17 protein-coding genes are annotated in these 20,833 nt (G+C 39.8%); 7 read left to right on the top strand and 10 right to left on the bottom strand.

Going from position 1 to position 20,833, the window contains the following annotated elements:
* Positions 1-5: 5 nt before the first annotated feature.
* Positions 6-776 (bottom strand): NADP-binding protein, encoded by a 771-nt coding sequence (locus FLM47_RS01420; protein WP_178954694.1) that lies wholly within the window; start codon positions 774-776, stop codon positions 6-8.
* Positions 777-1,398: 622 nt separating this feature from the next.
* Here FLM47_RS01420 and secA point away from each other — a divergent pair.
* Together secA and mutT are read left to right on the top strand one after the other, a co-directional pair.
* Entirely contained in the window at positions 1,399-4,107 is a 2,709-nt protein-coding gene (secA, locus tag FLM47_RS01415) for a preprotein translocase subunit SecA (RefSeq protein WP_178954692.1), read from the top strand.
* Positions 4,108-4,177: 70 nt separating this feature from the next.
* Complete coding sequence (gene mutT, locus FLM47_RS01410; RefSeq protein WP_075169495.1) at positions 4,178-4,576, top strand: 8-oxo-dGTP diphosphatase MutT; 399 nt, start codon at positions 4,178-4,180, stop codon at positions 4,574-4,576.
* A 100-nt stretch (positions 4,577-4,676) separates the two neighbouring features.
* Here the strand turns inward: mutT and FLM47_RS01405 are convergent, their stop codons facing one another.
* The 3 genes from FLM47_RS01405 to pmbA form a co-directional block, all read right to left on the bottom strand.
* Positions 4,677-6,749, bottom strand: a complete 2,073-nt coding sequence (locus FLM47_RS01405; protein WP_010390389.1) for a M13 family metallopeptidase — start codon at positions 6,747-6,749, stop codon at positions 4,677-4,679.
* 239 nt (positions 6,750-6,988) lie between these two features.
* A complete protein-coding gene (locus FLM47_RS01400) occupies positions 6,989-7,468 on the bottom strand; it encodes a DUF721 domain-containing protein (protein ID WP_178954690.1) in 480 nt (159 codons plus the stop codon).
* Between the two features lie 109 nt (positions 7,469-7,577).
* Positions 7,578-8,927: a metalloprotease PmbA gene (gene pmbA / locus FLM47_RS01395; protein ID WP_138569778.1), complete on the bottom strand. Its 1,350-nt coding sequence runs from the start codon at positions 8,925-8,927 to the stop codon at positions 7,578-7,580.
* 145 nt (positions 8,928-9,072) lie between these two features.
* Between pmbA and yjgA the strand changes: the two genes are divergently transcribed.
* Entirely contained in the window at positions 9,073-9,597 is a 525-nt protein-coding gene (gene yjgA / locus FLM47_RS01390) for a ribosome biogenesis factor YjgA (protein ID WP_010390384.1), read from the top strand.
* Positions 9,598-9,713: 116 nt separating this feature from the next.
* A complete protein-coding gene (hemN, locus tag FLM47_RS01385) occupies positions 9,714-11,087 on the top strand; it encodes an oxygen-independent coproporphyrinogen III oxidase (protein ID WP_178954688.1) in 1,374 nt (457 codons plus the stop codon).
* A gap of 67 nt (positions 11,088-11,154) precedes the next feature.
* Here the strand turns inward: hemN and FLM47_RS01380 are convergent, their stop codons facing one another.
* The 3 genes from FLM47_RS01380 to FLM47_RS01370 all read right to left on the bottom strand — a co-directional run bounded on the left by FLM47_RS01380 (position 11,155) and on the right by FLM47_RS01370 (position 13,650).
* Positions 11,155-11,670 carry a DUF2489 domain-containing protein gene (locus FLM47_RS01380; protein WP_010390378.1) on the bottom strand — a complete coding sequence of 172 codons (516 nt, stop codon included), beginning with the start codon at positions 11,668-11,670 and terminating at the stop codon, positions 11,155-11,157.
* 12 nt (positions 11,671-11,682) lie between these two features.
* Entirely contained in the window at positions 11,683-12,267 is a 585-nt protein-coding gene (gene yihI, locus FLM47_RS01375) for a Der GTPase-activating protein YihI (protein ID WP_178954686.1), read from the bottom strand.
* Between the two features lie 750 nt (positions 12,268-13,017).
* Entirely contained in the window at positions 13,018-13,650 is a 633-nt protein-coding gene (locus FLM47_RS01370) for a cytochrome c (RefSeq protein ID WP_008112717.1), read from the bottom strand.
* Positions 13,651-13,931: 281 nt separating this feature from the next.
* Here FLM47_RS01370 and yihA point away from each other — a divergent pair, with 281 nt between their 5' ends.
* The gene (gene yihA / locus FLM47_RS01365; protein WP_138607234.1) at positions 13,932-14,573 is read left to right on the top strand and encodes a ribosome biogenesis GTP-binding protein YihA/YsxC; all 642 of its coding nucleotides are present in this window, start codon (positions 13,932-13,934) and stop codon (positions 14,571-14,573) included.
* Here the strand turns inward: yihA and FLM47_RS01360 are convergent, their stop codons facing one another.
* The 3 genes from FLM47_RS01360 to polA all read right to left on the bottom strand — a co-directional run bounded on the left by FLM47_RS01360 (position 14,574) and on the right by polA (position 18,909).
* Positions 14,574-15,092 carry a DUF1285 domain-containing protein gene (locus tag FLM47_RS01360; RefSeq protein WP_178954684.1) on the bottom strand — a complete coding sequence of 173 codons (519 nt, stop codon included), beginning with the start codon at positions 15,090-15,092 and terminating at the stop codon, positions 14,574-14,576.
* Positions 15,089-15,676 carry a YceI family protein gene (locus FLM47_RS01355; RefSeq protein ID WP_055012277.1) on the bottom strand — a complete coding sequence of 196 codons (588 nt, stop codon included), beginning with the start codon at positions 15,674-15,676 and terminating at the stop codon, positions 15,089-15,091. Before FLM47_RS01355 ends, FLM47_RS01360 begins: the two co-directional genes overlap by 4 nt.
* 497 nt (positions 15,677-16,173) lie before the next feature.
* Positions 16,174-18,909 carry a DNA polymerase I gene (gene polA / locus FLM47_RS01350; RefSeq protein ID WP_178954682.1) on the bottom strand — a complete coding sequence of 912 codons (2,736 nt, stop codon included), beginning with the start codon at positions 18,907-18,909 and terminating at the stop codon, positions 16,174-16,176.
* Between the two features lie 510 nt (positions 18,910-19,419).
* Here polA and elbB point away from each other — a divergent pair.
* Together elbB and FLM47_RS01340 are read left to right on the top strand one after the other, a co-directional pair.
* Positions 19,420-20,067, top strand: coding sequence for an isoprenoid biosynthesis glyoxalase ElbB (elbB, locus tag FLM47_RS01345; protein WP_010390362.1), 648 nt, complete (start codon positions 19,420-19,422; stop codon positions 20,065-20,067).
* 204 nt (positions 20,068-20,271) lie between these two features.
* Positions 20,272-20,664: a cytochrome c5 family protein gene (locus FLM47_RS01340; protein ID WP_008112730.1), complete on the top strand. Its 393-nt coding sequence runs from the start codon at positions 20,272-20,274 to the stop codon at positions 20,662-20,664.
* The last annotated feature ends 169 nt before the right edge of the window (positions 20,665-20,833 follow it).

The following is a 20,833-nucleotide window of genomic DNA, read 5'->3' as shown; positions in this document are numbered from 1 at the left end:
TCAGGTTAAATACCATACTGATAACTAAAACCCAGCGCTTCTATCGCTGAGCCAATAACTTTGCGCTCAGCGACTTCATCACTACTAAAACTTGGCATTTGTGTGCCATACAGCTCACATTTTTGTGCATAATAATCTGCTTTGTTCGGATGCGCAGGGTTAACTACATTATAAATGCTTTGCCCTTGTGACCAATTGTTAAGTACCGCATAAATGGCATTGATCACATCTTGTTGATGCACCATGTTCACCACTTGCTGACTAGAGGTGTTGAGCTCTTTACCTGCCACAAAACGACCCGGCTCTCTGTTTGGCCCCAACAATCCGGCTAACCTTAAAACTTTACCTTGCTGCTCAAGTACTTGCTCTTCAGCATCATAGAGCTTTATTTGTCGCTCGTTAGTGCCAGATATATCGCTACTTTCACTATAAACTCCAGGCTCTTGATCATACACTCCAGTCGATGAGCACAATAAAAAACCTTTGCAATTAAGTTCAGTTGCCAGCTTTAACCCCTGCTCCAGCACTTGAGAATAATCACTTTCGCTGTCACGACTGCGCGGCGGTATAGCACACACCCAGTACGCGTTTTGTAAATCCACTTGGTGCTGCAGCTCGCCGTTTTGTAAAACAAACTGACGCTCAAAATCAAATTGATGAGTGTCACTACGATGAGTTCCTTGCACTTGCCAACCTTGTTTTTGTGCATCAATACATAAGGCTTGGCCAAGCCAACCAGCGCCAAGGACTACTAAGTTATCTTTGTTGGTTTGCACTTTATTTTCCCTTTTATTAAAACTCAATCAACGCGTTTTATAGCAACAAAAAATATGATGAACTTTATACTACTAAAAATAATATTAGCAAACGCTGATTGCATAAGATATTAACACACGCTTCATTTGCGATTAGTAGCTTATTTAATGATACCGCTACCATGTATATGCACCTGCCGATAAACCGTATGGCTTAAGTGACTTACGAAGAGTAATAAATAAAAAGATTGTGCAATTTAAGAGTTAAAAAGCGATGACCGCAAGCAAAGTATTTAAGGGTAAAATTTAGGCGTTTCACCCTTGTTTTTAATTTATTCAACACCATATCTTCAGAGTCTGTTTATCTGCAGTTTTAATCAAGTTTCGTTACATAACGCTATTTTTATGAGCGAGATCTCATTTTTCTGTTTTAAATGAAGATCTTTTTATAGAGGTAGTTTGATGTTTAGCAGAGTCTGGTATAGTAGCGCAGGTAATAAACAGTGCTTTTTAAGCAGCTTAATACAAAATTGCTAATTAATGTGTCCTAAAGGTTAATTTAAAGAATACATTAATTATCAATTGTAAAAAATGGGTTAGCCGATGCACGGCTAGCAAAAAAACACATTGTAACGGTTTTATCATGATATCTAATTTATTTACCAAGATTTTTGGTAGTCGCAATGACCGCACTATTAAAAACCTAAGAAAGACGGTCGCACTGATCAATGCACTTGAAACGCAACTAGAAGCGCTTTCAGATGAAGATTTAAAAGCTAAAACAGCTGAGTTTAGAGAACGTTACGATAACGGACAAAGCTTAGGCGATATTCTACCAGAAGCATTTGCTGTGGTACGTGAAGCGTCAAAGCGTGTAAACGGTATGCGTCACTTCGACGTGCAATTATTAGGTGGTATGGTTTTACAACAAGGCCGTATTGCAGAAATGCGTACTGGTGAAGGTAAAACCCTAACAGCAACGCTTCCTGCTTATTTAAATGGCTTAACAGGCAAAGGCGTTCATGTCATTACCGTGAATGACTACTTAGCCAAGCGTGATGCTGAAACCAACCGTCCACTATTTGAGTTTTTAGGCTTAACCGTTGGTTGTAATGTTCCGGGCATGATGCCACAACAGAAAAAACAAGCTTATGAAGCTGACATCACTTACGGTACCAATAACGAATTTGGTTTTGACTACCTACGTGACAACATGGCATTTAGCATTGATGAGCGCGTTCAACGCCCATTATTTTATGCCGTAGTGGATGAAGTGGATTCAATCCTAATTGATGAAGCGCGAACGCCGCTTATTATTTCAGGCCCAGCTGAAGACAGCTCAGAGCTTTACACTGAAATAAATACCATTGTTCCTTTACTTGAACTACAAGAAAAAGAAGATGAGGAAGGGATTGAAGGCGATGGCGATTTCACTATCGATGAAAAATCTAAGCAAGTTCACCTAACTGAGCGTGGGCAAATAAAAGTTGAAGAGCTACTTACAGAGCGCGGCTTAATTGAAGAAGGTGATTCACTGTACTCAGCAGCGAGCATCACGCTACTTAGTCACGTTTATGCAGCTCTTCGTGCACACAAGCTTTACCAAAAAGATGTTGACTACGTTATTAAAGAAAACGAAGTTATCATTATTGATGAGCACACAGGTCGCTCTATGGAAGGACGTCGTTGGTCAGAAGGTTTACACCAAGCCGTAGAAGCAAAAGAAGGTGTGAAAATTCAAAACGAGAACCAAACGTTAGCTTCTATTACGTTCCAAAATTACTTCCGCTTGTACGAAACGCTAGCAGGTATGACAGGCACAGCCGATACAGAAGCATTTGAGTTTCAGTCTATCTACGGTTTAGACACAGTTGTTATGCCAACCAATAAGCCAATGATCCGTGATGATCGCGCAGATTTGGTGTACCTAACGCAAGAAGAAAAGTACGAAGCCATTTTAGCAGACATTAAAGACTGTCAAGAACGTGGTCAGCCAGTACTTGTAGGTACTATCTCAATTGAAAGCTCTGAGTACTTGTCGCAGTTTTTACGTAAAGAAAAAATTAAGCACAATGTACTGAACGCTAAATTCCACGCACAAGAAGCAGACATTGTTTCTGATGCGGGCTTACCAGGGACTGTTACTATTGCCACTAACATGGCTGGTCGTGGTACCGATATTGTACTGGGTGGTAACTGGAATAGTGAAGTTGAAAAACTTGAAAACCCAACTGACGAACAAATTGCCGAAATTAAAGCCGCATGGAAGATTCGCCATGATGCAGTAATTGATGCCGGCGGTTTACACATTATTGGTACAGAGCGTCATGAATCACGTCGTATTGATAACCAATTACGTGGTCGTTCTGGCCGTCAAGGTGATGCCGGTTCAAGCCGTTTTTACCTATCGATGGATGATGCGTTAATGCGTATTTTTGCCGGTGAGCGCATGACTAACATGATGCGTAAACTAGGTATGCAACGCGGCGAAGCGATTGAACACCCATGGGTTAACCGCGCAATCGAAAACGCACAGCGTAAAGTAGAAGCACGTAACTTTGATGTGCGTAAACAGCTACTTGAGTACGATGATGTAGCAAACGACCAACGTCGTGTTGTTTACTCTCAACGTAACGAATTGCTTGAAGAAGGTGATATTTCAGAAACGATTACCGCTATCCGTGGTGATGTGCTCGCTGGTGTAATTGATCAATACATTGCCCCACAAAGCTTGGCTGAAATGTGGGATATCCCAGGGCTTGAAGAGCGCTTAAAGCAAGATTTCCTAATTGAGTTACCAATTACTCAGTGGTTAGCTGATGACAATAAACTGTATGAAGAAAAACTTCGTGAGCGTATTGAAGAAGCGGTTGAACAAGCCTACAAGCAAAAAGAACAAATGGTCGGCGATTCTGTACTACGTCAGTTTGAAAAAGCCATTATGCTTCAAAGTCTTGACCAACATTGGAAAGACCATCTTGCGGCAATGGATCACTTACGCCAAGGTATTCACTTACGTGGTTACGCACAAAAGAATCCTAAGCAAGAATACAAACGTGAGTCGTTTGAGTTATTCTCTGAAATGCTAGAAAACTTAAAAGTCGATGTGGTCGGTATTTTAAGTAAAGTGCAAGTTCGCGCTGAAGAAGATGTTGAAAAAGTAGAAGAGCAACACCGTAAAAGTGAAAATGCCCCTCGCGAATATCAACATGAAGAAGCAGAGCACGTAGGTGGTGAAGCACCGCAAAGCGCTCAGGTTATGGCACGTAGCGAACCAAAAGTTGGCCGTAACGATCCATGTCCATGTGGTTCAGGCCAAAAATACAAACAATGTTGTGGTAAATTAAAATAACACCACTTTGCTACGTTAGATAAAAAGCGACGCTTGCGTCGCTTTTTTTATGCTGTTTAAGGGAGAGGTAATGACTAAAGTAATCATCAATGTTGCTGTGGGTGTAATTAAAAAAAATAACAATTTGTTTATTTGTAAACGTGCAGATGAGCAACATCAAGGTGGGCTATGGGAGTTTCCTGGTGGCAAAGTTGAAGCTGGAGAAAGTGTGTTTCAAGCCCTAAAACGTGAACTGCTAGAAGAGGTAGGACTGACTATTCATAGTTCAAGCGAACTTATCACTATAGAGCATGACTATGGCGATAAATGCGTACGACTTAATGTGCATGTGGTCAGTAACTTTAATGGTCAAGCTCATGGCGCAGAAGGACAACCAAGCGAATGGGTCAGCATAGACGAACTTGATAACTATGATTTCCCTGCGGCCAATGTCGAGATTATCAGCGCCATAAAAACGAAATATAGCTAGTTTCATCATCAGGCATATAAGTAACTAAAAAGCCAGTGAGCATGATGCTCACTGGCTTTTTATTTTGCGATTAATAGCTCTAAGCTAATTTCAGCTCAAATTACCAAATTTTTACGCGATCTTCAGGCTTGATATACATTTTATCGCCCTCTTTAACATCAAACGCTTGGTAAAATTCTGGCATGTTCGACAAAATACCAATTACGCGATAATGACTCGGTGAATGTGAATCCGTCATTAAACGATTACGTAGCGCCTCATCACGGTATTTACGACGCCAAATTTGCGACCAGCCCATAAAGAAGCGTTGGTCGCCCGTATAGCCTTCAATAATGGGCGCTTTCGAATCACCCAGCGATAGCTGATACGCTTTATAAGCGACGGTTAAGCCGCCTAAATCACCAATGTTTTCACCCAGTGTCAGCTCACCATTAACGCTGGCATCTTCAAACGGTTTATATTGATTATACTGTGCAACTAAGGCAGCACTTCGCTGTTCAAACTGCTTAAGGTCTGACTCGCTCCACCAATTACGTAAATTGCCATCACCGTCGTATTTTGCCCCTTGGTCGTCAAAGCCATGGCCTAACTCATGGCCAATAACCGCACCAATAGCACCATAGTTAACCGCATCATCCGCTTCTAAATTAAAGAAAGGAGGCTGCAGAATCGCCGCAGGGAATACTATTTCGTTATTCACTGGATTGTAGTAAGCATTCACTGTTTGTGGAGTCATATGCCACTCAGAGCGATCAACTGGCTTACCTAATTTAGCAATCATATCTGCATAAGCCCATTCACTGTAGCGAATATAGTTACCTACCAGTTCATCAGGGTTAATCGCTAAATCTGAGTAATCTTTCCATTTATCTGGGTAACCAATTTTAGGGGTAAACTTATTGAGTTTTTCTTGCGCCGCCACTTTTGTTTCAGGGCTCATCCACTCAAGGTTTTCAATTGCCACTGAATAGCCTTTAATCACATTATCAACTAACTCTTCCATACGTGCTTTTGCTTCTGGCGGGAAGTTTTCTTTAACGTAGACTTTACCTAAAATTTCACCCAGTACACTGTTTGATGCATCAACGGCTTGCTTCCAAAGTGGTGCTTGCTCTTCAACACCACGCAACGTGGTGCTGTAAAAATTAAACTTCAAATCCACTAAATCTTTATTAAGTAGCTGCGCGTAATTACTAACAAAATGGAATTTTAAATAGTTTTGCCAAACAGCTAAGTCAGTATTGTTGAAAATCTCTGCAAATTTTTCAAAGTAACTTGGTTGGCGCACAATTAACTCTTGAGCATCAACGCCAACTGCTTCGAAATAGGCATTTAAATCAAACTCACCCATTAGCGAGTTAGCTTCAGCTACCGTCATTTTATTGTATGACTTAGTTGCATCACGGCTTTGCACTCGGCTCCACTGTGCATCAGCAAGTGTCGTTTCAAGTGCTAATATCGCTTTGGCTGCATCAGCAGCATTATTAACGCCAGCTTTAGCTAAAATATCGGTGATATACGTTTGATAAGCCGCGCGAATTTTTGTGAATTTTTCATCATCTTTTAAATAGTAGTCACGATCAGGTAAACCAAGTCCCGCTTGATAGGCATAAAGCGCATTTTCACTTGAGTTTTTAGCGTCATTATTAACATACCAGCCAAAAGGAAGATCGCCACCTTTAACTTGTAGCTGTGCCATCAGTGTGACCAACGCGGCTTTATCTTTCACTGTATCAATGCTTTTAATAGCTGGCTCAAGTGGCAAAATACCTAACTCTTCACGAGCATTTTCAGCCATATAGCTAGAATAAAATGCACCAATCTTATATTCATCTGAACCTGGTTTTGCACTACTATTAGCACTGGCGTTTTCAAGCACTGTTTTCATTGCTTTTTGCGATTCATCATATAACTGTGAGAACGACCCATAGTTAGACTTGTCACCTGGAATCTCAGTTTTTGCTAACCATTGACCATTAACATGGTAATAAAAATCATCCTGTGCACGAACACTTTTATCCATATTTTGTAAATCAACACCTAGCGCACCAGGGGCCGCCACCGGTGCAGTTACTGTGGTTGATTCTGCTTTCATTTGTTGTGGCTTTTCGCCGCAGCCAACCAAACCTAACGCCAATGCAATACTGGCGGCAGTCATTGTTATTTTTTTCATAAGAATTCCGTATATTAATTAGAATAAATACGCATTTCATTAAGATTTGATAACTCAAAAAAAACAACAATAGGATGCAGTCTATTACCTGCTTAATGAAATACGCATCAGCTACAACCTAATTTAGGAAGCACTAGCTAAGCATAATAAACCTGATTTAAATAACAATAAAATCGAATATGTAACAAAGTATTTTGCGTTTGTTCAAAGCGTGAAAAAGAGCCTAGCATGAGGGCTAGCTAGGGCTTACTTTTGCCATGTAATGCTAAGCGCTGCAGCTTTTCTTTTAATGAAGGAGGGGCAGAATCGGCGATCGCATTCAAATAATCAGCCGTTTGCACACTCATTTTAAGAGAGTTAGTCGCTTGGCTATCTGTCGCTTTAGGACGATTACTTAATCGTTGAGTTGCTTGTGGATTGGCGGTAATTTTTATTTGTCCAAGCTCTGCCATACCTGCGGCTCTAAAATGAGACTGCATATCCATTTTTAAATAATTAAGCCTAAGAGCAATAGGAGCTGAAACAGCTTCTATCATCAGTGTGCCGTCACGATAATTACTTACTCGACATTTATCGCCTAGCTTAGGCCCTAAAAAATCGCGTAACAGTTGTTGCTGTGTATCCAATGCTTGGCTTTTTCCCGCATAGGCTGCTAAACGGTTGTTTAGCCCGGCCATAATGTCAGTTAATGGTTTTGGCGCATATCTATCTTTAGCCATATCACACCTTAAAAACCTCAAAGGAAAGTTTGCTTAAATTAAGCTTAATTTAAGCAAACAAAGTGGGTGTATACCAATTCGCTGAATTAAGTATTATTGTGGAAGGGTATTAAGCACCCGCAATTTGCATTTGCTCAATCAGCACTGAGCCCGTTTGAATACCACCACGTCGCTCTATATCGCCACCAATAGCTGAAATACCTTTAAACATATCTCTTAAGTTACCAGCAATAGTTATTTCACTTACTGGGTACTGTATTTCACCATTTTCAACCCAAAAACCAGCTGCACCACGAGAGTAGTCACCAGTCACGGTATTTACACCCTGCCCCATAAGTTCAGTGACTAACAAACCCGTGCCCATGGTTTTCAATAGTGTAGCTAAGTCCTGATGGGTTTGCTCAACCAACCAGTTATGAATACCACCGGCATGGCCTGTTGGCGTCATATTCATTTTACGCGCTGCGTAGCTCGCTAATAAATATGTTTGCAATTCACCACCGTGTATTATTTCTCTGTCTAGAGTTTTAACCCCTTCGCTATCAAAAGGTGATGATGCTAACCCTTTTAATAAGTGTGGGCGCTCTGAAATATTAACAGTTTTGCTGAACACTTGTGTACCTAAGCTATCCAGTAAAAAGCTGGATTTGCGATACAGTGCGCCACCGCCGATCGCTGACACTAAATGGCCAAACAATGAGTTAGCAATATCGGCTCTAAAAATAACCGGCACTTTCATGGTGCCTAGTTTTTGGCTGTTTAGTTTAGCTAGGGTTTCTGCAGCAGCTTCAAGCCCAACACTTGCAGCATCTTTTAGCCCTGCTTGATCGCGGGAAATTGTGTAGGCTGAGTCGCGCTGCATATGTTCGCCCTCTTTGCCTATTACCATAGTGCTTATGCTATGGCGTGTTCTTGGGTAGCCTGCAATTAAACCATGACTATTGCCATACACTCGCAACCCTTGGTGCGAAGAAAAACTAGCACCATCAGAATTCACAATTCGCTCATCCGCATTTAATGCGGCTTGCTCAGCAGCATGACATAAATCAATCCCTTGCTCAGGACTTACATCCCAAGGATGAAATAAATCTAAATCTTTAGGCGAAAACTCAAGTAATTCTTTATCAGCAATACCATTACACGGATCATCTGAGGTGAATTTAGCAATATCTATGGCTTTTTCGACCACAGATCGCAATGTTTTTGGATTTAAGTCAGCCGTAGAGGCGGAGCCTTTGTTATTACCAACATACACGCTAATACCTAAACCACCGTCTTGATTAAACTCAATGGTTTCTACCTCGCCCATACGCGTACTTACCGACAGCCCTGATGTGCTCGACATAGCAGCTTCAGCAGCAGTAGCGCCTAGTTTTTTAGCATGTTCGAGTACTTCAGAAACGGCATCTTTTACTTGAGAAATTTGCGAATATATTGGATCTTGGTGTTGGCTTTTCATAAATTCTGTCCTGAGCCCAGAAGGCAATGTTGCACACATTTTTTATATTTAAATGCTAACACACTCACTGCACCACATCAGCTAATATTAATCACTAAAAGAATCGCGTATAATAGATAAAGTTATTTTTACTTAAGAGCACCCCATGGCGAAGAAAAAAGGCAAGCCTGCTGAAATTGAAGAAGAAATTATATATGTATCAAAAAGTGAACTTAAGCGCGAAGCGCAAGAGTTTCATCAGTTAGGGTCTGAAATTGCCAAAATGGGTAAAAAGCAGCGCGAACGCTTACCGCTTAATGATGATTTAAAAGAAGCAATGGTTGTTGCCGATAAAATTAGTAATAAAAGTGATGCATACCGCCGCCACTTAAATTACATAGCAAAAACCCTTCGTACAGTAGAAAACATTGAAGAAATTAAAGCGATCATTGATGTAATGCTTAATAAAAATAACCAAGCAGAGGTTATGATCAAAAAGATTGAGCAGCTGCGCAGTGATTTAATTGAGCAAGGCGATGACTTAATCAACGAAACAATTGAACAATACCCAGCTCTTGAGCGCCAAAAAATGCGCCAACTGGTGCGTAATGCGGCCAAAGAAGTAAAAGCAGAAAAGCCTGCGAGAGGCTACAAAGAGCTATTTCAGTATTTAAAAGACGCCATAATGTAACGCAGCCACGTTACATACTAAAAAGGTGCTACGGCACCTTTTTTTGTTGTAGATCAAACCCCCTTCCCCTTTCCTTTTTTACAATACGCAGCAACTTAAAAGATAAGGTGCGCGTGATGATTAAACTTCCTCAATGGGATCAAACTTTAATAAACAAATACAATGTATCGGGTCCGCGTTACACGTCTTACCCGACTGCACTTTCGTTAGCTGACGGCTATCAGCAACAAGATTTGATTAGCGCTATTGAATCATCGCAAACCCGTGCTTTGTCTTTATATATTCACATTCCTTTTTGTAGCCAGCTTTGCTATTACTGTGGCTGTAATAAAGTTATTACTCGCCATCAATCTAAAGCTGATACCTACCTAGATTTTTTAGCTAAAGAAATCGTGGCACAAGCGCCGCTATTTCAAGACTATCAGGTTGAGCAATTACATTTAGGAGGCGGTACTCCAACCTTTTTGACCGCAGCCCAAATGACTCGCTTAGTAAAGCTACTAGAGCAACACTTTAACTTTAGCGATACCTGTGAGCGCGGTATAGAAATAGACCCTCGCTCACTGGCTGACAATATGCTGATTGACTTAAGCGAGATGGGATTTAATCGTGTGTCATTTGGTATTCAAGATTTTAATGATCAAGTTCAACTAGCTGTTAACCGCCCTCAACATGTTGATGAGGTAAAGCAGTTAATTACCCAAGCAAAACAATTAGGCTTTAAATCAATTAATGCAGATATGATTTATGGCCTGCCTCTACAAACACCTGAGAGTTTTAAGCAAACTATTGAGCAACTGATTGCTTTAGACCCCGACCGTGTTTCAGTATTTAACTACGCTCATTTACCTGATCGTTTTGCCGCTCAACGTAAAATAAAAGATGCTGATTTACCCAGTGCCCATAATAAGCTCACTATGTTCAAAAATACCCTAGAGCAAATGACACAGGCGGGCTATCAATTTATAGGTATGGATCACTTTGCAAAAGTTGATAATGAATTGGCTATTGCTCAAAATAGCGGCCAACTTCATCGTAACTTTCAAGGTTACACTACCCATGGAGAATGTGATTTACTAGGCTTAGGGGTCTCGTCAATATCGCAAATAGGCACAGCCATACTACAAAATAAGAAAGAGCTAAAACACTATTACCAAACAATCGATGAGCAAGCAGGCAGTGCCATTAATAAAGGCATGCATTTAACCCAAGATGACCTTATTCGAGCGGATGCAATTAAACAACTTATTTGCCAGTTTGAGCTTGATATGAGCGTATTCGCGAACAGACATAAAATCAGCTTTAATGACTACTTTAAAGATGCCTTAGAGGCACTCGCACCATTAATTGCCGATGAAATGGTAACAATAGAAAACAACCTAATTAGCGTAACACCAAAAGGGAATTTATTTATTCGTATTATTTGTATGTGCTTTGATGCGCACTTACAAAAACAAATAAATGCCACTCGCTTCTCACGGGTTATATAATTTAAAAAATAGCGCGCATAAAAAAAGCAGACCTAGGTCTGCTTTTTTATGCTGTAAAATTTAAGTGCTAGTTAAAAACCACGTTTTCGCTGCCTTGGGCTGCTTTAAACTCAACAATAATTTTTTTACAGTCAGCTTCAATTTCATCACTCAGTGATTCTTCTGCGCGCCAGCGTGCGGTATCTTGCTTAAAAATTTCTTTTTTAGCGTACTTTTTGCGCGAATCGTGAGTTGGCATTTCTTTTACCACGTCGTACATTTTATAAATGCCTGGGTATGCAGTTGTTAAGTCACGCTCAGTATCAAAACTATATTGCGACATCAGCACCCAGATACGTAAACAGCCCTCAGAGTAATCACATTGCTTTTCATTCATCGCACGTGCAATTAAATGAATACTATCGGCTAGCTTTGCATTACGTTTTAAACGCGACTGCTTAAGTTTTTGCTGTTGCTCTGCCTGTTGTTTGCTAATTAGCTTTTTTTGCACATTTAGCTTGTAGAGCAACTGACCCGCATAAAATGCCAAGCCCGCTATAATAGCAGCACCTACAACTAAGGCTAAGATCACTGCTGTACTCATTGCGTATCCTTATTACTTATCTTCGTCGTCATCTAGCCATTCATTAGCTAGGTCGTTTGATAGGTATTGATCAAAATCTGAATTACTTTCTTCATCACTGAAGTCATCTTCAAATTCTTCTTCATCTTCAATGCCTAATAACTTACACAGCACTTGGTGACGCGCTATACGGCTATTAAAGTATTTAGCATCTTTACCCGTTAGCATTTCACCTTGCTCATGACGCTCAACTAATTTAAGCAAGCGCTCATCATTTTCAAGCGCCTCTAATTCTTGCTCAGGCGTTAACTCAGGCTCAATCGCCTTTTTAAGCTCTGCTACAGGCTTAAGGTTACGTTTCATTTCGACTTTTGGTTCAGCGGCTGGGGCAACTAATGGTACTGCTTTTTTACTACCAACACGTTTGTCTTTAGCAGCCGAACCTGTTTTTTGAGTGTCATTACTCAATGCATCAGGTGCATTACGTGAACCAGACTTAGCGCCTTTGGTTTTCTTTACACGTTGCTCTTTCAATGCACGCATTTCTTTAAGCTTATCTTGGCTTAAACGAACGGGTCCATTTGATGGAATTTTACGTGACTTTTTCTTTCTACTCATATCTTGATCGTCTCACTTAAGAGGTTTTGAGCGAGGCGCAACTCAATGGGCATCGCGATGCTGGCCTAGCCAGAAGAATTCGGTTTGCGTTTTAGAGGTTGGGTTTCTCTATATATACGCCAAAGCATATTTAGATGCTTTTTTTAAACGGGGGGTATTGTAACAGGACAAATAAAAAGGCGGTAGAGAAAACATCTCTACCGCCTGCTAATCTGAGCGCCATTATATGGACACTTCTCCCTTCGACTTTTTAGTCTTTATTATTTTTATTATTATTTCTTTATCCGTATTATTATTATTTATCTTCCGTGTAGCATTCCATTTTGTTTTTATTATTAAACTTCCATGAGTTTTTATTATTTTCGGTCTTTCCTGACACTTTTTTGTTATTTCCTTTAGTAGCACTCTCAATGTGCTATTCAGTCGTGCCGCGCTACGATCCTTATAACGTTTTCCTATTTGTTATTATTGTTGCGACAGGGGTTAATTTACTCGTTAATAATTTTGTTACAACTAATTTATATCTTTTTTCTTGTGTAAAACATAACAGAAAAGGTTAAAAAATATAAGTTACAATAAGTTAACTTAAAAAATAAAAATAAAATGAGACTTTTCTTACATTAAAGTATGGTCAATGTCTTACAAGTGAAGGGGCTTTATCGGTCATTTCAGAAACAAAAAAAGCAGCCAAAGCTGCTTTTTGTCTATTTAACATTGTATTATGTTAACAATATCTAAATAAATACGACTTTAGTGTAGACCACCTAGGTATTTAGATAATGTTTCAATGTCTTTATCTGTAAGTTTCTTAGCAATATCTTGCATAACACCATTTAGGTCGTTATTACGAGTGCCATCTCTGAACTGCTCAAGTTGTGACTTGATGTATTCAGGATGTTGGAAAGAAATTTTTGGGAATTTAGCTAGTGAAGAGCCATTACCACGTGGACCATGACAAGCCGCACATGATGGAATTCCGCGTTCAGCGTCACCCGCTTTGTACAACATGGCGCCTGTTTCTTGAACATCTTTAGGTGTAGCACCTTCAGACATGTTCAAAGAAGCAAAGTAAGCAGACAAGTCTTTCATATCTTGATCGCTCAATGGCATTGCCATACCGCTCATTACTGGATTCATTCGACCTTCTTTACCGCCCGAAGTCATACCTAATTTAAATTCAGTAAGTTGTTTGTATATGTAATCTGCGTGTTGGCCTGCAATTTTTGGGTAGATGTTAACCGGCGCATTACCGTCTGGGCCGTGACAAGCCGCACACGTTGCTGATTTTTCTTTACCTGCGTTTACATCGCCATCAAATGCTGTTGCGTTGCTTGCTGACAACGCACCAAGCAATATAGTTAAAGATAGTGCTATTTTTTTCATGGTGAATTCTCTGTTTCCGACCCTGTATCATCTACAATATGGATGTTGTGATTTTTATATTCTACACGATATTAAATTCTCTGGCACGTTTTCTACACACATTAAACCTATAAATTATAGGGTTTTGAGTAAAATTAATCGCTAAGCCAGTTAAAATGTACCATCAGCAACGGTTTTACATGCTCGAAGACACTTTTTAATAGCTACTTTATAGTATAAAATACGCGCCACGGGTGAATTTGGTTTACCCAATGTTATTTTTTTTAGTTTTAGGAGAGCCTGTGCTCAAATCTCGTATCAAGTATAACACTGCGTCTTTCGTTACAAGCGCGCCAGACATCACTAAATTACCTGCTGATACGGGAATTGAAGTCGCGTTTGCCGGTCGCTCAAATGCAGGTAAATCAAGTGCGCTTAATGCCCTTACCGATCAAAAGTTAGCACGTACTAGTAAAACACCTGGCCGTACTCAGCTGATCAACACATTTGAACTTGCCGATGTAGATAACATGCGCCTAATTGACCTACCAGGTTATGGCTTTGCGAAAGTGCCAATTGAAATGAAAAAGAAATGGCAAAAGTCGCTAGGCGAATACCTACAAAAACGTCAAAGCTTAAAAGGTATTGTGGTGTTGATGGATATTCGTCACCCATTAAAAGATTTAGACCGTGATTTAATTAATTGGGCTGTAGGTAGTGAAATTCCAGTATTGGCACTATTAACTAAAGCAGATAAGCTCAAGCAAGGTCCACGTAAATCACAGGTACTTAGTGTTCGTCGTGAATTGAGTGAATTAGATGGCGATATAACAGTTCATGCTTTTTCATCACTTAAAGGCACAGGCTTACCAGAAGTCGCTAAAAAGTTAGATGAGTGGTACTTAGGTCCAATCGTAGCAATTCCACCTGCTGACACAGAGTAATTACCCTAAATAAAACCGCTCATTCGCGGAGGTAATAAAATAGCCGAGCTCATCAGTTTCGGCTATTTCAGCCCACTGATAAAACACATTTCTGGCAACTCGCGCAAAACAACCATAGGGTAATTGCATATAAGGCACTGCAGCGGCTTTGTAATTATTAATATGTAGCAGCTCAGCACGACTTAGTAGCCAGGTACGCTGTAGGTTATCAATACAACAAATAACATCACCATCAGAGGTCGACTCACGATGCCAACTTACAATAATAAATGGCGCATCCTTAACCTCAATCGCAATTTTCTCTACTGGCGTTTTTAAATAAAACTGTCCATCTTCGCGACACAACACACTAGCAAACAGCTTTATCATGGCTTGGCGGGTAATTTCACTACCCGCATAAAACCATTTACCTTGTTCGTCAATCAGCAGTGGCAATTGCCCGCAATGAGCAGGCTGCCATTGTTCAAAAGGTTTACTTGGCTCGCTTAGTTGCTTACTAAGTTCGTTAAGAGAAATCACTGTTTTTTAAAGGTCAGTGCAAAAGTAACCGGTACCGCAGTAGCAATCGAAGGTAAGCCGGCTAGTTTTTGTAACTGCATTATCCCTTCGGTGACTTTAAAGTCATCGCTATTAATAATGATAGGTGTAAATGATGCTACGCTTAAATCCCCGTTTTCCGCACTACTAACAAGTACATCAACTGCAAGTGGCTTTTTATGACCGTGAAAGTCTAGCTCGGCGCTAACACCTTTTAATACGTACTGACCAGGCTGCTTAATAAGTGACAATTTATCAGATAAGTCAGCGGTTAATACTGCATTTGCAAATGTGTCAGATTCAAACAAAATTTTGCTTAGGCGCTCGTTACGAATAGGAATAAACGTTTCAGCTGAGGTTAAATCAACATTTACGCTAAACTGACCTTGCTCACTCAATTGCCCTGATAACTGAGTAAAATGGCTTGCCTCAGCAATGCTATTTTTTTTAATTGAGACAAAACTTAATTGGCTTTTATCGTTGAGTAACTGCCAGTTTGCCGATGCAACACCTGAAACTAGTAAACATGATAAAGATAAACCTGCTACAGCTAACGTTTTAAACATAATGTACTCCTAAAATAAAAGATTTATACCCGAAAAAATAATACTTTGATCAGTCAAATTGAAAATCACTAATACGCTGAGTTAAAAAGAAAACGCACAGTAAACTGATGGTATCACTTGAAACGCTAAGTGCAATTAGAGAATAAATTTAACGCTTAGGAGTAAAGCTATAAAAAAACGGCCCATCAAATATATGATAGGCCGATATAGCAAACTGGGGAGAAGCTATCAATACGTTGCATCTTACGATGCATCATCAACAGGATGTCCTACAGGATGAGGACGGGCGGCACTTTACCAAAAGCAAGCGTAAAAATACAAGCATATTATCGATATTCGAAGCGAATTGACGAACCTCTAACGATTTAATACAAACTGCTGTTTAATTTAACTTTTTTTTAACCTGCAAGCTAAAAGAAAAGCGCCTATTGGCGCTTTTAAATAATTCTTTTTAACTGTTGTGTTTACCTAAGACAAGGCATCCTTGGCATACCAAATTAGTGCGCTTGTTCCCAGTTATCACCTTCGTCAGCTTCAACTATAAGTGGTACATCTAGCTGTGCCGCTTGTGACATCAGCTCACAAATTTGCTGAGTGTATTGCTCTGTGCACTCTGTTTTAATCTCAAATACCAATTCATCGTGTACCTGCATAAGTAGCTTAACCGTATTAGGCGCTTGCTGATTAACCCATGCATGTACTGTTAACATGGCTTTTTTAATAATATCAGCAGCAGTGCCTTGCATAGGGCCATTAATTGCTGCGCGCTCAGCGCCTTTGCGGCGTGCTCCATTGCGGGCATTTATTTCTGGTAAATGTAAACGGCGGCCAAAAATAGTTTCTACGTAACCATTTTCTGCTGCTTTTTCACGGGTTGTTTCCATGTATTCTAAAACACCTGGGAAGCGCTCAAAATATTTATCAATATAATGCTGCGCTTCATGGCGTGGTACATCAAGTTGACGTGCCAAACCAAATGCCGACATGCCATAAATTAAGCCAAAGTTAACGGCTTTAGCTTTACGGCGCATATCAGATGTAACCTCTTCAAGCTCAACTCCAAATACCTCAGCAGCTGTAGCGCTATGCACATCTAAGCCATTTGCAAAGGCATTGAGCAAGCCTTTATCTTGTGAAAGATGCGCCATAATACGCAGCTCTATTTGGCTGTAATCGGCCGCCACAATTTTATATCCATCGGCAGCAATAAAGGCTTCACGAATACGGCGCCCTTCTTCTGAGCGAATAGGAATATTTTGTAGGTTAGGATCGCTTGAACTTAATCGACCCGTTGCTGTTACCGCTTGATGATAAGAAGTATGCACACGCTTGGTTTGCTCATTCACGATCAGTGGCAATTTATCTGTGTAAGTTGATTTAAGCTTAGATAAACCGCGATGCTCAATAATCACTTTAGGCAATGGGTAATCGTGTGCTAATTCTTGCAGTACTTCTTCTGCTGTAGAAGGCGCGCCTTTGGGTGTTTTTTTGATAACGGGCAATTCTAGCTTTTCAAATAACAGTACTTGTAATTGCTTTGGCGAGCTTAAGTTAAACGGTTCGCCTGCGATTTCAAACGCTTCTTTTTCAAGCTCAAGTAACCGTTCACCTAAGCGTTGGCTATGCGTGGCCAACATATTGCTGTCGATAGCAACACCGGTGCGCTCAATGTCAGAAATAACGCTTACTAGTGGCATTTCTATATTTTCAAATACCGATTTAAGCTTTTCATCCGCTTCAAGTTTCGGCCATAGTACTTGGTGTAAACGCAAAGTAATATCGGCATCTTCTGCGGCATAAGGCGCCGCTTTTTCAAGTTCAATTTGATTGAACGTGAGCTGCTTTTTACCTTTACCAGCAATGTCTTCAAAGCTAATATTTTTGTGGCCTAAATATTTAAGTGCTAATGAGTCCATATCATGACGAGTACCTACGCTGTTAAAAACATAAGACTCCAACATAGTATCAAACTTAATACCATTTAATTCATAGCCAGCATTGGCAAGCACACTTTTATCATATTTTAAATTTTGACCAACTTTAGCTTTATTTTCGTCAGCTAATATTGGCCCAAGCTTTTGCATCACAAATTCAAGGCTTAGCTGTTCAGGCGCACCTGGGTAATCATGTGCAACCGGTAAGTAGGCGGCTTCCCCTGCTTTTACTGCGAAGCTCATCCCTACCAACTGCGCTTTCATATACTCTAAACTGGTTGTTTCAGTATCAAAAGCAAATAGCTCAGCTTCATTGAGCTGCTCTATCAATGTATTAAATTGGGCCTCAGTTAAAATCGTTTCATAGTGCGCATCTTCAACTTTTGGCAACTCATTCTCTTGGGTTGGGACCGCTAAATGTGTGTCAGCATCTTTTGGATTGTCTAGTAATTCAGCTAACCAGCGACGGAACTCGCACTCACCATATAATGCAATTAATTCGTCTTTATTCGGTGTTTGCAATTTAAAAGTATCAAGATCGGATTCAACCTCCACATCACACTTAATAGTGGCAAGTTCATAGCTCAATGGTAAATGATCAATCGCTTTTGCAAGCTTTTCACCTATTTTACCTTTGATATCAGCAGCATTATCAATTACGCCCTGAAGCGATCCGTACTTTTGTAACCATTTAACCGCTGTTTTAGGCCCGCACCCTTCAACGCCTGGAATATTATCTACTTTATCGCCCATTAAGGCTAAATAATCGATAATAAGTTCAGGTCCAACACCAAACTTTTCAACCACAGTGTCGGGATCTGAAATACTGTCGGTCATGGTATTGATCAAGGTGACATGCTCATTAACCAACTGTGCCATATCTTTATCACCAGTTGATACCAGTACATGGCGTTGTTGCTCAGAAGCAATGCGCGCAAATGTACCAATCACGTCATCGGCTTCTACACCTTCAATACTAATTAATGGAAAGCCCATCGCTTTAATAATGCTATGTAGCGGCGCTATTTGGGTACGCAGATCATCAGGCATTGGCGGACGATTCGCTTTATACTCGCTGTACATGTCATTTCTAAAAGTTTTACCTTTGGCATCAAACACCACTACCATATGTGAAGGATCGTATTGTTTGATCAAACTTTTCAACATGTTTACCACGCCATAAATGGCGCCAGTGGCTTCACCTTTAGAATTAGTTAAATGAGGTGGAGAATGATAAGCACGAAACAAATATGAAGAGCCATCAACAAGAATAAGCGGGTTTTCGGGGATCTGAGCCATGGTAAAATTGGATCCTAAATACAAAAAAGTAATATAAGTATAAGCATGCCATAAGGCAGTAAATAAAACGACTGTGAATTAATGTGATTAAGAGCGCTACATTTTTAGCAACTTGTGGATAACTATGTAGATAACACCCACAAACCATCCATCCGAAACATAGCAAAATGCTTAGATTAGTTTGTAATTTATTGTTTTGTTTAAAAAAAGATAATTCGAGGTTCTTTTTTATTATTCTTCTATCAATGTGGAAAAGGCATTTAAACCGTTACTGGTGTTGTAACCCACTTTGATTATTTACGTCCATTTAAATAACTGGATGAGCATTCTAGCATAATGGATCAAAGATCATAGCGATCCTTTATAATTTTTTTTACCCTTACTAGTTATCAAATGGCATATAGCGCATAACAACTTACTTTGCGGCTAAAAAACCAGCAAATAAATTTTTAGATAGGCTGATTCGTCGTGTTAAACTTTATTAAAATGACTTCAATGGAGCAAAATAATATGAAAAATATAGCGGTAATTTTAGCAGGTTGTGGCGTATTTGATGGCAGTGAAATTAATGAAGTAGTGCTTACTTTATTACACATTGAAAAAAACAACGCGAAATATCAGTGTTTTGCACCCGATATTACGCAGTACCATACTCTTAATCACATTACTGGTGAAGAAATGGCAGAGTCGCGTAATGTATTAGTGGAATCGGCTCGAATCACCCGTGGCAATATAAAGTCACTCGCTGAATTAGACATTACACAATTTGACGCTTTAATTATTCCTGGCGGCTTTGGTGTAGCTAAAAACTTATCTGACTTTGCTATTAATGGCACTAACGCGAAAGTAAATGACGAAGTACTGAGCGCTTGTAAAGCATTTGCAAAAGCAAATAAAGCCACCGGTTATATGTGTATTGCACCCGCTTTATTGCCATTCATTTATAATAAACCACAGCTCACTATTGGTAATGATAGCGACACGGCCGATGCTTTAACCACATTAGGCGCTGAGCATATTGAGTGTAAAGTGGATGATATTGTTATTGATAAAAATAATAAGCTGGTTACAACACCTGCTTATATGTTGGCACAATCAATTATGGATGCCGATGCAGGAATCGAAAAACTAGTACGTAACGTATTGGCCATTAGCTAATTATTAGGGTTCTGATCGCATTTAGATGTCTAATGATCCCGTTTTATTTAGGTAATTTATTGAGTTAAGACAATCATTAGTCGTATTTATAAATAAAATCGACTCTGAGCATTTTATAAATCACTGAGTGGAGTTATAATTGGTCTAAATTCCGTCATTTAAAATCGTGATTGATCACGTTCAAATTGAAGTGGGCAAGGCAAAATGAAAAAACTATCAGCTGCAGCATTACTTGTGCTAGCAACCACCGCATACGCACAGCCATATGATAACTCTATGACTGAAGATGCAATTAAAAAACGTTTAGCGCCTATTGGTGCTGTTTACCTTGAAGGTGAGAAAGTAGCGGTTGCTGCACCAACAGGTCCTCGTTCAGGCGAGCAAGTATATCAAGCAGCCTGTTTTGCTTGTCACGGCACAGGTGCTTTAGGCGCTCCTAAATCAGCTGACGATTGGGCTCCTCGTATCGCTAAAGGAAAAGACACCTTATTAGATCATGCGATCAATGGCTTTAATGCCATGCCACCGCGTGGAACGTGTATGGATTGTTCTGATGATGAAATAAGCGCAGCAATCGATTTCATGACCGCTAACTAAAATTAGCCAAGTCAAAATGCTTTAAATAAAAGGTTTACGTTTTAGTAAGCCTTTTTTGTTTCTAATTCATGAGTTTTAGCTACATAATTAAGAAAAATATCTACTTGACGCAAAATGTTAAAAGTGGAACTATAATGATTAATAACTATACAAAAAATTATAACTGGTT

It is taken from the genome of Pseudoalteromonas sp. Scap06 (assembly GCF_013394165.1).
Lineage (GTDB): Bacteria > Pseudomonadota > Gammaproteobacteria > Enterobacterales > Alteromonadaceae > Pseudoalteromonas.
Note: the sequence above shows the minus strand (reverse complement) of the source record. Positions and strands in the feature narration are given on the sequence as shown.